Origin of the sequence: Nocardia gamkensis NBRC 108242, from assembly GCF_001612985.1 — a bacterium.
GTDB lineage: Bacteria > Actinomycetota > Actinomycetes > Mycobacteriales > Mycobacteriaceae > Nocardia > Nocardia gamkensis.
The window spans coordinates 35,855-48,468 of sequence record NZ_BDBM01000038.1; the positions used below are offsets into that span (position 1 = coordinate 35,855).

The 12,614-nt window shown below is 68.6% G+C and carries 7 protein-coding genes; 5 read left to right on the top strand and 2 right to left on the bottom strand.

What is annotated here, in order from left to right:
- Nucleotides 1-28: 28 nt before the first annotated feature.
- Nucleotides 29-4,972, top strand: a complete 4,944-nt coding sequence (locus NG1_RS26080; protein WP_062975049.1) for an NAD-glutamate dehydrogenase — start codon at nucleotides 29-31, stop codon at nucleotides 4,970-4,972.
- Nucleotides 4,973-5,008: 36 nt separating this feature from the next.
- Here NG1_RS26080 and NG1_RS26085 read toward each other — a convergent pair whose 3' ends face one another.
- Nucleotides 5,009-6,070: an SPFH domain-containing protein gene (locus tag NG1_RS26085; protein ID WP_062975050.1), complete on the bottom strand. Its 1,062-nt coding sequence runs from the start codon at nucleotides 6,068-6,070 to the stop codon at nucleotides 5,009-5,011.
- Nucleotides 6,071-6,282: 212 nt separating this feature from the next.
- On the opposite strand from NG1_RS26085, the gene NG1_RS26090 reads away from it, so the two are divergent.
- Both NG1_RS26090 and NG1_RS26095 read left to right on the top strand, forming a co-directional pair.
- The gene (locus NG1_RS26090) at nucleotides 6,283-7,815 is read left to right on the top strand and encodes an amino acid permease (protein WP_062975051.1); all 1,533 of its coding nucleotides are present in this window, start codon (nucleotides 6,283-6,285) and stop codon (nucleotides 7,813-7,815) included.
- Nucleotides 7,816-8,004: 189 nt separating this feature from the next.
- Entirely contained in the window at nucleotides 8,005-10,392 is a 2,388-nt protein-coding gene (locus NG1_RS26095) for a serine/threonine-protein kinase (protein WP_247611444.1), read from the top strand.
- Between the two features lie 7 nt (nucleotides 10,393-10,399).
- Here NG1_RS26095 and NG1_RS26100 read toward each other — a convergent pair whose 3' ends face one another.
- On the bottom strand, nucleotides 10,400-10,756 hold the full coding sequence (locus tag NG1_RS26100; RefSeq protein ID WP_062975054.1) for a DUF1707 SHOCT-like domain-containing protein: 357 nt from the start codon (nucleotides 10,754-10,756) through the stop codon (nucleotides 10,400-10,402).
- 203 nt (nucleotides 10,757-10,959) lie between these two features.
- Here NG1_RS26100 and NG1_RS26105 point away from each other — a divergent pair, with 203 nt between their 5' ends.
- Both NG1_RS26105 and NG1_RS26110 read left to right on the top strand, forming a co-directional pair.
- The gene (locus NG1_RS26105) at nucleotides 10,960-11,694 is read left to right on the top strand and encodes a MerR family transcriptional regulator (RefSeq protein ID WP_062975055.1); all 735 of its coding nucleotides are present in this window, start codon (nucleotides 10,960-10,962) and stop codon (nucleotides 11,692-11,694) included.
- Between the two features lie 245 nt (nucleotides 11,695-11,939).
- Nucleotides 11,940-12,515 carry a dihydrofolate reductase family protein gene (locus tag NG1_RS26110; protein WP_040865472.1) on the top strand — a complete coding sequence of 192 codons (576 nt, stop codon included), beginning with the start codon at nucleotides 11,940-11,942 and terminating at the stop codon, nucleotides 12,513-12,515.
- Nucleotides 12,516-12,614 lie beyond the last annotated feature (99 nt).

Here is a 12,614-nt window from a genome sequence, read left to right on the forward strand (position 1 = left end):
GCGCAGTTCTCGGGAAGGCAACGGATCGATGGTGGCAACCACCCAGCAGACGATTTCACCGAAGCGGTTCCGCGATGATCCGACCGACCTGGAGGCGGCCTATTTCCGGTGGATCCAGCCGGGTCCCTCGGCGTCGGCGATCACGGACCGGGCCGAGCGGATCTTCCGTCAGCATCTGGAGCTGGCGGCCACCCGCGCGCCCGGTTCGGCGACCACCAGGGTCTACCGTCCGGACGACAGCGCGGGGGTCGGCGCCGCGATCCAGATCGTCAACGACGACATGCCGTTGCTGGTCGACTCGGTGACCGCCGCGCTGCGGCGCTTGGGCGCGACGGTCACCGAAGTCGTGCATCCCGTGTTCGACGTCTCGCGCGACGCCGACGGCCGGGTGTTGTCCATCGCGCCGCGTGACGGCGTGGCCGAGCCGGCCGGCGAGGCGGATGGAAAGACGCTGCGCGAGTCATGGATCCACGTGCAGCTGGGCGCGGGCCTGTCCGACGAACTGGTGGACCGGATCGAACAGGCGCTGCCACCGCTGCTTGCCGACCTGCGCCGGGTCGCCGACGACACGCCGACCATGGTCGAGGTGCTCAATACTGTTGCCGACCAGCTGGATCAGGCCGCGCAGTGGGCCGGTGACGCGGAGATCCCGCAGACCGCCGGGCTGCTGCGCTGGCTGTCCGACGGGCACTTCACGCCGCTCGGCTACGGCTACTACCACTTCCGCCGCTCCGCGCCGAGCGCGAACGCCGACTTCGAACCGTGGCAGCTGCCGGGCACCGGGCTCGGCGTCCTCGGCAACGGCGCCGACGCCGATATCAGCGTGCCCGTGGTCGGCGCGAAGCGCACGGTCCTGCGGATGGCCAACGGGTCGGTGGACTCGCTGCTGCCCGGGTCTCGGGACCTGTACTTCATCAGCGTGGCCGACTACGGCGCGAGCGACCCGAGCGGCCGCGCGGCCTGGGGCGACACCGTCAAGATGGTCAAGGGCGAACACGTCTTCGTCGGCACCTTCACCGTCGCGGGCCTGCACGAGAACATCCTCGACATCCCGGTCATCTCGCGGCGCGTGCTGCAGGTCATCGAATGGGCGGGCTTCGGCCTCGACTCGTTCTCCGGCCAGGCCATGCTGGAGATGATGCAGTCGTTCCCGCGGGTGGAGCTGTTCTCCACCGACGCGCGCAGGCTGTTCGAAACCGTCTCCGCGGTCATGAATCTGGGCCTGCGGCGCCAGGTGCGGCTGTTCATCCGGCGCGATTCGCGCAGCGACACCATCTACTGCCTGGTCTACATGCCGCGCGACCGCTATTCCACCGAGGTCCGCGTGCGCATGGGCGACATCCTGCGCGAGCAGTTCGATGCCGAGCAGATCGCGTACTCGGCGCGGGCCACCGAATCGGAACTGGCCGTCGTCTACTTCACGGTGCACCGCAAGCCGGGCGCCGAGGCGGCCGACATCTCCGAGGAGAATCGCGAGCGGATCCAGGAGTTGCTGCTGGCGACGACCTGGACCTGGAGCGACCGTCTGGTCGCCGAGGCGGCGGGCGCCTCCGACATGCCGCAGGCACTGGTCACCGAGTACGCGACGGCCTTCCCGGCGAGCTACCAGCAGGAGCACGAGCCCGCGCACGCGCTCAGCGATCTGCGCCGCCTCGAACGGCTGTCCGACGGGGCGATCGACACCGACCTCTACCGGCAGGGCGACCCGGGCGCCGCCGAATGGCGATTCACGCTCTACGTCGCGGGTGAGGGCGTCTCGCTGAGCCGGGTGCTTCCGGTGCTGCACAGCCTCGGCGTCGAGGTGGTCGACGAGCGGCCCTATCGCATCACGCTGGCCGACCGGCCGGACCGCTGGATCTACGACTTCGGGCTTCGGGTGACCGCCGCGCCGCTGCGGGAAGCGCTCGACAGCGAGCCTGCCGCGCAGCTGGGACACTCGATGGACGCGACGTCGCTGCCGGAAACCAGTGTGCGGCGGCGTTTTCCGGATGCGGTGACCGCGATGTGGTTCGGCCGCGCCGAAGTCGACGGCCTGAACGAACTGGTGCTGCGCGCCGGCTTGCACTGGCGCGAGGTGGCCCTGCTGCGCGCCTACGCGAAGTACTTGCAGCAGGCCGGTTTCGCCTACACCTTCGGGAACATCACCCGTGTCCTGCTCACCCATCCGGCGACGGCGCGGTCGTGCACCGACCTGTTCGCCGCGTACTTCGACCCGGACGGCGTCGGCGCGCAGGCCGCGGACCGGGCGGCGGAGATCGCCGAACGGCTGCAGGCCGAGATCGACGCGGTGGTCAGCCTGGACACCGACCGCATCCTGCGCGCCCTGTTCGGCCTGATCGAGGCGACCCTGCGGACCAACTACTACCGGCGCGACGAGGCGGGCGACGCGCTGGACTACCTGTCGGTCAAGCTGAATCCGCACGCGATCGCCGAACTCCCGAAACCGAAGCCGCAGTTCGAGATCTTCGTGTACTCGCCGCGAGTCGAGGGCGTGCACCTGCGGTTCGGTTCCGTGGCCCGTGGTGGTCTGCGGTGGTCGGACCGCTTGGAGGACTTCCGCACCGAGATCCTCGGTCTGGTCAAGGCGCAGGCGGTGAAGAACGCGGTGATCGTGCCGGTCGGCGCGAAGGGCGGCTTCGTGGTGAAGCAACCGCCGGTTGCCACGGGCGATCCGGCCGCCGACCGGCAGGCGCTCGGCGCGGAAGGCGTGGCCTGCTACCGCACCTTCATCTCCGGCCTGCTGGATGTCACCGACAACGTGGACCGCGCGACCGGGGAGGTGCTTCCGCCCGCGCAGGTGGTGCGGCGCGACGGTGACGACACCTACCTGGTGGTGGCGGCCGACAAGGGCACCGCGACGTTCTCCGACATCGCCAACGACGTCGCGCAGAGCTATGGCTTCTGGCTCGGTGACGCGTTCGCCTCCGGCGGTTCGGCCGGCTACGACCACAAGGCCATGGGCATCACGGCCAAGGGTGCGTGGGAGAGCGTCAAACGCCACTTCCGCGAGATGGAACTCGACACCCAGACTCAGGACTTCACCGTCGTGGGCGTCGGCGACATGAGCGGCGACGTCTTCGGCAACGGCATGCTGCTGTCCGAGCACATCCGCTTGGTGGCCGCCTTCGACCACCGGCACATCTTCCTCGACCCGATTCCCGACGCGGCGCGTTCCTATCGGGAGCGGCAGCGGATGTTCGCGCTGCCCAGGTCGTCGTGGGCGGATTACGACACGTCCCTTATCAGCGCCGGCGGCGGCGTCTACGACCGCTCCGCCAAGGCGATCCCGGTGACTCCGGAGGTGCGCGCGGCACTCGACCTGCCCGCGAGCGTGACCACCCTGTCGCCGCCGGAGATGATCAAGGCCATTCTGCAGGCCCCGGTCGATCTGCTGTGGAACGGCGGGATCGGCACCTACGTCAAAGCGAGCAGCGAGACCAATGCGGAGGTGGGCGACAAGTCCAACGACGCGGTCCGCGTGAACGCCGACCGATTGCGGGTCAAGGTGATCGGCGAAGGCGGCAACCTCGGTGCGACGGCGCTGGGCCGCATCGAGTTCTGCCGCAACGGCGGACGGATGAACACCGACGCGCTGGACAACTCGGCGGGCGTGGACTGCTCCGACCACGAGGTCAACATCAAGATCCTGCTCGATGCCGTCGTCTCCAGCGGTGAACTCGCCGTCGCCGAGCGCAATCCGCTGCTGGCCTCGATGACCGACGAGGTTTCCGACCTGGTGCTGCGGGACAACATCTCGCAGAACTTCCGGCTCGGGATGTCGCGGGCCGACGCGGCGGGCATGTCGGGAGTGCACGGCAGGATGATCAACGACCTCGAACAGCGTCGTGGTCTCGACCGTGAGCTGGAGGCACTGCCGACGGAAGCGGAACTGGCCCGCCGCGCCGCCGAAGGGACCGGTCTCACCTCGCCCGAGCTGGCGAATCTCATGGCGCACGTGAAACTTTCGCTGAAGGCCGATTTGCTGGCCGGTGATCTGCTCGACGGCCCGGCGTTCGCGTCGGTGCTGCCCGCCTACTTCCCCGCGCCGCTGCGGGAGCGGTTCGCGCAGGCGATCGGCAGGCACCCGCTGCGGCGCGAGATCGTGGCCACCGTCGTGGTCAACGAGATGGTGGACTACGGCGGCATCACCTACGCGTTCCGGCTCGCGGAAGAGGCCGGGGCGACCACCGACGACGCGGTGCGCGCGTACCGGGCGGCGGTGGAGATCTTCGACCTGTACGACCTCTGGCAGCGGATCAGGCAGACACCGATGTCCACCGCGGCGCGCAACGAACTGGAACTGGAGACCAAGCGGACCCTGGACCGGGCCGCACGCTGGCTGCTGTCCAACCGGCCGCAGCCCATCGCGATCGGCGCCGACATCGCCAGGTACCGCGACGGCGTGCGCGCCCTGTCGGGCCGAGTGCCCACGTGGCTCACCGGCTACCTCACCGAGGATCTCGCCGAGCGTTCGCGGCGGTCGATCAGCCGTGGCGCGCCCCAGGAGCTGGCCGAGGAGGCGTTCGGGCTGATCCACCGCTTCCCGCTGCTGGACGTGCTCGACCTGGCCGACATCGCCGACCGCGACGCCGCGGAGGTCGCGGTGCTGTACTACGCGCTCAACGAGCACTTCCAGATCGAGCGGCTGCTGACCGCGGTCGGCAAGCTGGAGCGTGGCGGGCGCTGGCGGGCGCTGGCCCGGCTCGCGGTCCGCGAGGATCTCTACGATTCGCTGCGGTCGCTGACCCTCGACGTGCTGACCGCCACCGAGCCGCAGGACAGCACGGTCGAGAAGATCGCGTACTGGGAGTCGACCAACCGTTCGCGGCTGGCCCGTGCGGGTGCGTCGCTGGCGCAGATCTTCGCCGCCGAAACGCACGATCTCGCCGCGCTCTCGGTGGCGGCACGGCAGGTCCGCGGCATGGTGAGCGGCGGTGAGGCGACGGCCGTCGCACCGACGGTCGCGGGCTGATCGACCCACACGATGCCCGGAGGAAGGCGCTCGGCGTCAGCCTCCGGGCATCGGCGTTCCGCACTCGCCGCAGAACTTGGCGCCGGGGCTCGACTCCGCGCCGCAGCTCGTGCAGTGCCTCGGTTGCGTCACCAGGCGCGCCCCGCAGTTCATGCAGAACTTCGCGCCCGCCGGATTCGCGCCCTGGCAAGCGCCGCATGACGTCTGAGCCGTCTCCGGCGCCGCGGCGGGAAGCTGCGGCGCGGGGGAGTGGTTGCCGACCTGGTGGCCGATGGCGTTCAGACTCAGTGCCGCGCCGAGGAATCCGCCTTCCATGCCGTGGTGTCCGCGCGCGAAACCCTGACTCGCGCCGAGCGCGAGCTCGCCCGCGGCGTAGCGCTGGAAATCGCCGGTGAGGCTGATGTACTTGACGTCCTTGGCGAGTCGCTTCAGCCGGTCGGCGTCCTCCGGCGCCAGACTGATGTCGAAGTTACCCATCCGCGGGATGCGCAGCCCGTATTCGTAGAGCGCGGTATTGGTCTGGCGCAGCACCGCCTGCTCGATCGGCTGCAGCTGTGCCGAGAGCCCGAGCACCGGCCAGTCGCGGCGCGCGACCCCTTGGGTCACCGCCATCTTCATGGATTTGAGCAGCAGGTCGGCGCACCAGCTCTGCACCCGGTCCGGGTCGCTGAGATCGGCGGTGCCAGCCAGCGCGGTCAGCAGCTCGGCCGGGTCGCGAACGGTCAGGGCGAACTCGCCGAAGACGCGCAGCGTCACCACCTGCTCGCTGACCGGATCGAGGACGTCGTCCAGCCGGCCGCCGAAGCGAATCCCCGGAAACTCCCTCGTGGAAACGAAATACAGTTCGGCCCGGTAGAAGTTGCCGCCGGTGAGGGTGTCGACGAGCGCACCGAGCACCGGGAGTTCGTCGGCGTCGATGCGGTGGCGTCCGGGGCCCATCGCGGCCACGACCCGCCCGGACTTGACGAAGAGGGCGAGCTGGTCGGCGTTGACCAGCGCGCGGCTGTAGCGCCGGATGTTGACGTCCGGCCACTTGTAGACCAGCTGATTCTTGCGGTCCTCTGGAACCGCGATGAATTCCCGTTCGAACCAGGCCATCTGCGCTCCCTCGTCCTGTTTGTCCCACTGAGCGTACCGATATCTGGTGGCACGATCAACGAATCTCGCCGGGATCGCCGCTGCTCGGATGCCCTTTTCTCAAAGTTCTTGATGTCCAGCGTGTTACAACATGCCGATCGCTATTGAACGTGCCGCTATGTAACGGTACATTGAGCGAAGTTATGATCGCCGTCACCTGAAAGGCCATCGCCATGACCACAGTTCGACCACCAGCGGATGCGCCCGCGCAGGCTGCCGCGCTCGAAGACGAGGACTCGGGCTATCACAAGTCGCTGCGCCCGCGTCAGCTGCAGATGATCGCGATCGGTGGGGCGATCGGCACCGGGTTGTTCCTGGGCGCGGGTGGCCGGCTGGCCAGCGCGGGCCCTGGCCTGTTCATCGTGTACGCCATCTGCGGCGTGTTCGTGTTCTTCATCCTGCGGGCGCTCGGCGAGCTGGTGCTGCATCGCCCCTCCTCGGGATCGTTCGTCTCCTACGCCCGCGAGTTCTACGGCGAGAAACTGGCGTTCGCGGTCGGGTGGATGTACTTCTTCCACTGGTGCATGACCGGGATCGTAGACATCACCGCCATCGCGACGTATGTCCATTACTGGGGAGCGTTCGAGGCCATCCCGCAGTGGTTGATCGCCCTGGTCTCCCTCGCGGTCGTGGTGAGCATCAACCTCGTCTCGGTGAAGTGGTTCGGCGAACTCGAGTTCTGGGCCGCGCTGATCAAGGTGATCGCCCTGGTCACCTTCCTGATCGTCGGCACGGTGTTCCTCGCGGGCCGCTTCAAGATCGACGGCCAGGTCACCGGCCCGAGCGTCATCGCCGATCACGGCGGGCTGTTCCCGGCCGGGTTGCTTCCGCTGGTCCTGGTCACCACCGGAGTCGTGTTCGCCTACGCGGCAGTGGAATTGGTCGGTACGGCAGCCGGTGAGGCGGAGAACCCCGAGAAGATCATGCCGCGCGCGATCAACTCGGTGATCGCCCGGATCGCGCTGTTCTACGTGGGTTCGCTGGTGCTGCTCGCCCTGCTGCTGCCCTACACCGCGTTCAAGAACGGTGAGAGCCCGTTCGTGACATTCTTCTCGCGGCTCGGTGTGGACGGCGCCGGTTCTGTGATGAACCTCGTGGTGCTGACCGCGGCGTTCTCCAGCCTGAACGCCGGTCTCTACTCGACCGGCCGCATCCTGCGCTCGATGTCGATGAACGGCAGCGCGCCGACCATCGCGGCGCGGATGTCCCGCGGCGGCGTGCCCTACGTCGGCATCCTCGCCACCGGCGCGGTGGCGCTGATCGGCGTCGGACTGAACGCGGTGGTGCCGGAGCAGGCCTTCGAGATCGTGCTGAACATGTCGGCGCTGGGCACGATCTTCGCCTGGACCGCGATCGTGGTCTGCCAGCTGCAGCTGTGGCGCTGGTCGCGCACCGGCCGTGCGGAGCGTCCGTCCTTCCGGCTGATCGGCGCGCCGTACACGAGCTTCGCGACGCTGGTGTTCCTCGCGACCGTGGTCGTGCTGATGGCGTGCAGTGATGACCACGTGCAGCGCGGTGCGGTGCTGGCGATGGTCGTCATCATGGCTCCCGCGCTGGTGGGTGGCTGGTTCCTCGCCCGCAAGCGGGTGCTCCAGATCGCCGAGATCCGCCAGGGCATCACCGGACAGTTCCCGGTCCTGGCCGAGCGGCCGCGCCGCGAATCGGGTGACCCGGTGGTGATCCTCGACAAGCCCGACGAAGAGTGAGGCAGTATCCGCCCCGGGCCGTTCGCCCGGGGCGGATATATTCCCAATGCCGGGAACAATACACGCGCGCATCGACAGGCGGCGGACCAGAATGAAACCGCGATTCAACGGCGGGTCTGAGAGGTTCGTATGCCGGAGCACCCCAGCGCATCCGACCGTCCACTTGCGCATCCGTGGGCGAATCGGCGCATGCGCGGCACCGAGGTGCCTCGGCGAACTTCCCACCCTTGGGCTACTCGGCATCTGCTCAAAACCGAGGTGGCCCCACGACTACCCAATCCGTGGTCGACACCGCGGTACGTCGAGAACCCACGTGCCGGCGCCGTCGACCCGGCCCCGAACGACGGCGGGCCGCCGACCGGCTCCGCCGTCGTGGGCGAGGAGACCATCGGCACCGCCGAGCGGCTGCTGCTCGGCGCACTCGAGGCCGAGTCCGAACCCGGTTCCGGGCGCAGCGCGCGCTCGCGGCCGAGCGCGCGACGATTGGGCGGCGGGCTGGTGTCCATGCCCAAGGTGAGCCCGCTCGATCCGCGCACCGCGGTGATGCAGAACCCGGAAGTGCCCGAGCACAAACGGTTCTGCTGGAAATGCCAGCAGCCGGTCGGCCGCACCAGTGCGGCCGGGTCGGGCGCCGTGGAGGGCGAGTGCGGCCGCTGCGCCTCACCGTTCAACTTCCGGCCCCTGCTCCAGCCGGGGGAGATGGTCGCCGACCAATACGAAGTCCAGGGCTGTCTGGCCCACGGCGGACTCGGATGGATCTACCTGGCGATCGATCGCAATGTGAGCGATCGCTGGGTGGTGCTGAAGGGGTTGCAGAACCCGCTCGACTTCGAAGCGCACGTGGTCGCCCTCGCCGAACGCCAATTCCTCTCCGAGGTGGCCTATCCCGGCATCGTCAAGATCCACAACTTCGTCAAGCACCGTTCCGGGCGCGACGTGGCCGACGGCTACATCGTCATGGAGTACGTCGGCGGTCGCTCGCTGAAGAGGATGCTGGATCTGCGTGCGCCCGAACGCATTCCGGTCTCCGAGGCGATCGCCTTCATGATGGAGATCCTGCCCGCGCTGGACTACCTGCACTCGTTCGGGCTGGCCTACAACGACCTCAAGCCGGACAACATCATGGTCAGCGAGGACGAGGTCAAGCTGATCGATCTCGGCGCGGTCGCCGCGATGGAGTCCTACGGCAGTATCTACGGCACTCCGGGCTATCAGGCGCCCGAGATCACCGAGACGGGCCCGACGGTCGCCTCGGACATCTACACCGTGGGGCGGACGCTGGCCGCTCTGGTGCTGGACATGCCCAAGAACGCCGACGGACACCAGCTGCCCGGCATTCCCTCGCCCGAGGACGAGCCGCTGCTGCGGGACTATCCGGCGTTGCACCGGCTGCTGTGCCGCGCCACCCATCCGGAGCCGCGCCGCCGCTTCCCCACCGCCTACGCGATGTACGGCCAGCTCGCGGGCGTCCTGCGCATGGTGCTCGCCTACGACACCGGTAAGGAACATCCGCAGGCGTCGCTGGAATTCGGCGCCATGCGCGGCGATTTCGGCATCGAGACGTTGATCGGGCAGACCGACGGCATGACCGACGGGCGTCATCGCCTGCCCGCGCTGGACGCGCCGAGTGTCGTCGCGGCCCTGCCGGTGCCGATGATCGACAGCGAGGATCCCAGCGCCGACCTGCTGTCCACGTTGCTGCACGGCGATCCCCGGCATGCCCTGGACGCCCTGCGCCGCACCGCCGACCGGATCGTCTCCGGGACCATCCCGGAGCCGGAGACGTTCGAGCTGGAGGGGACGCTGACGGCGGTGCGCGCGCATCTGGACCTGGGTGAGGTGGTGCCCGCGTGCGATCGGCTCGCCGATCTGCGGCCCGACTACGGCACGGACTGGCGGCTGGAGTGGTATTCGGCGGTCGCCGCTCTGCTGGACGGCCAGTACGAGCGCGCCTACGAGTATTTCGATCTGGTGCACAGCATGCTGCCCGGCGAGATCGCCCCCGCGCTGGCGCTGGCGGCGACCGCCGAACTCACCCTCCAGCATCTGGGCGACCGCGCCGACGACCGCTGGCATCGGCTCGCCGAGGAGTATTACCGCACGGTGTGGCGGACCAATCACGGCGTGGTGAGCGCGGCGTTCGGACTGGCCCGCAGACTCGCCGCCGACGGCGGCTTGCTGGAGGCCGTGGAGGTCCTCGATCAGGTGCCCGAGGCATCGCGGTATCAGAGCGTGGCGCGCATGACCGGATGCCTGCTGCTGGTCTCCCAGCCGATCCCGGAGACCACCGAGGCCGACCTGCTCGAGGCGGCCGCGCGGCTGGACGCCGCGCCGGACGAACCGAGGGCGTTGCAGTTGCAGGTAATCGTGGTGGGTGCGGCGCTGGAATGGGTGCGCGGCGGCGGCCGGTCGGCCGATCCGGACGCGACCCTGCTCGGCTTCCCGTTCACCCTGCTCGGTCTGCAACGCGGGCTGGAGTCCAGCCTGCGGGCGCTGGCGCGCATCGCCCCGCATCGCCTGCACCGCTACCGCCTGGTCGACCTGGCCAACTACGTGCGGCCGAAGTCGAGGTGGTGAACCGGTCTCAGGTGGTGCGCGCGGTGAGCATGAAAAGCGCGGGCGCGGCCAGGATCGCCAGCAGCCACAGCCAGTTGCCGGTGGTCACCGCCAGTACCACCGAGAAGACCACGGCCGCGCCGGCCAGGACGACCAGGCGCGGCAGCGGGTTGGTCGGCGTCACCTCGGCCGGGGGCGGTGTGCTGCCCGGCAGGTCGGCGAACAGCTCGGCCAGTTGACTGCGCTGGGTCGCGGCAGCGACGGCGGCGCTGAGTTCGTCGAATTCGGCCAGGCTCAGCCGGCCCGTGCCCAGGTGGTGGGTCAGCTCGCGCATCGCGCGCTCGCGGTCGGCGAGACTGGCCGGAAGGCCCGCGGATTCACCCATGCCGGAAGGATAGGCGCGGCGGCGGGACCCGGCATCGAGGGGATTTCCAGCGGCGGGAAGACCGGTGGCGGGTGGACGCCCGGAAGGCGGCGACGCCCTGCGCGGACGATGTTTGCTGAAATGTCGCTATGGACCGGTCGGTCGCCCCGACAATGGCCGCGCACCGGCGGCCGTCCCGTGTTGCGATGTGGTTTCCTTGAGGTATGACTGCGGGTGTGGAGTACACGATCGACGAGCTGGCGCGGGAGGCCGGTACGACCGTGCGCAGCCTGCGCGTTTACCACGAACGGGGCGTGCTGCCGCCCCCGCAGGTCAAGGGGCGTACCGGTTTCTACGGCGCCGACCACCTCAACCGGGTGCGGACCATCAGCAGGTTGCTCGATCGCGGGATCAAACTCAACGGCATCAGGGAATTGCTCAACGCCTGGGATCGCGGTGACGATCTGGGGGACATCCTCGGTGTGGCCGAGCCCGGCTCGCCCGAGGCGGCCGCCGTCGAGGCGGGCGAAACGATCGCGGCGACCGAATTGGCCGAGCGCTATCACGACGTGCCCAACGGTCTGGCCCGGGTCGTCGCGGCGGGTCTGTACGAACCCGTCGACGCGGCGACCTACCGCATCGCGGATCGCCGTCTGGCGCACAGCCTCGAGCAGATGGCGGCCGTGGGCATCCCGGCCGACGAGGTGCTCGGCGAACTGGAGAAGCTGCGCGCCGACGCCGAGCGGATAGCCCGGCGCTACGTGGATCTGTTCCGGCGGACCGCGTGGGCGTCGTTCCAGGATTCCGATCGGGGCCCGGGGCAGGTGGCCGAACTCGCGCAGCGGCTGGAGGCGACCAGGGCGGTCCCGGCGGAGACCACCGCCGAACTCGTGAACCGGCTCATCGCAAGGTATCTCGACCAGGACGCCGAGCTGGCGGAGACGCTTCCGGAGAGCTGACCGGCGGCGCGTACCCCCCTCGGGTCGAAATATTTCTGTTTCAAATTCCCATCATTGGCGATACGTAGCAGTAACGTGCCGTTGATCAACGGTATATTGGTGTCATCCGGCGCGCGTTCGCGTGCCGCGGGGCTACCTACGCCCGTCTACTTAAGTATGTCTTCCGGCGACCTACCGATGCGCCGAAGTGTCGCTCTCCCCGACAATCTGGAAGTCGCACAAGGGCAGCAGATGGGTGTGGGCACATGGGAAGCGTGACGCTGTGGATGCAGATGTCGCTCGACGGCTTCGCGGAGGGGCCGGATCAGGAGATCCACTGGCCGGTGGTGGACGAGGAACTGTGCGAGTCGTTCCTGGACGAATTACGCTCGGCCGACCTGTTCCTCTACGGCCGCAAGACATACGAGATCATGGCGTCGTTCTGGCCGACCGCCGACGTGGATCCCGCGATCTCGGAGTTCTACGTGGATTTCGCGCGGTGCTGGAAACAGACGCCCAAGGTGGTCTTCTCCCGCACCCTGTCCTCCGCGGGCTGGAACACCCGCGTCGTCCGGGACGACCTCGTCGAGGAGATCACCGCGTTGCGCGCGCAGCCGGGATGCGACATGGTCCTGTTCGGCGGCGCGGAGACGGCGTCGGAGTTCATGAAGCACGACCTGATCGATGAGTACCGGTTGTTCGTGCACCCGATCCTGCTCGGTGGCGGGATTCCGCTGTTCCCGACGCCCGCCGTGGTATCGGGGTTGCAACTCGTCGACGTGATGACCTTCGACAGCGCGGTGGTCCAGATGCACTACCAGCAGATGGCCTCCGCGAGGTAGCAATCGGCGCGGAAACGGGGTCCGCTGCCCTGGTAAACAGGGGCTTGACCTTTGCGTAACCTCTGATTGTCGAGCGCGTCGCCGCGTCGTCGGCTAACT

Excerpts from the sequence above, each read along its gene's own strand:
- NG1_RS26080 (WP_062975049.1), top strand. The coding sequence starts at position 29 with ATGGTGGCAACCACCCAGCAGACGATTTCACCGAAGCGGTTCCGCGAT.
- NG1_RS26085 (WP_062975050.1), bottom strand. The coding sequence starts at position 6,070 with ATGGCCTGGTTCGAACGGGAATTCATCGCGGTTCCAGAGGACCGCAAG.
- NG1_RS26090 (WP_062975051.1), top strand. The coding sequence starts at position 6,283 with ATGACCACAGTTCGACCACCAGCGGATGCGCCCGCGCAGGCTGCCGCG.
- NG1_RS26095 (WP_247611444.1), top strand. The coding sequence starts at position 8,005 with ATGCGCGGCACCGAGGTGCCTCGGCGAACTTCCCACCCTTGGGCTACT.
- NG1_RS26100 (WP_062975054.1), bottom strand. The coding sequence starts at position 10,756 with ATGGGTGAATCCGCGGGCCTTCCGGCCAGTCTCGCCGACCGCGAGCGC.
- NG1_RS26105 (WP_062975055.1), top strand. The coding sequence starts at position 10,960 with ATGACTGCGGGTGTGGAGTACACGATCGACGAGCTGGCGCGGGAGGCC.
- NG1_RS26110 (WP_040865472.1), top strand. The coding sequence starts at position 11,940 with ATGGGAAGCGTGACGCTGTGGATGCAGATGTCGCTCGACGGCTTCGCG.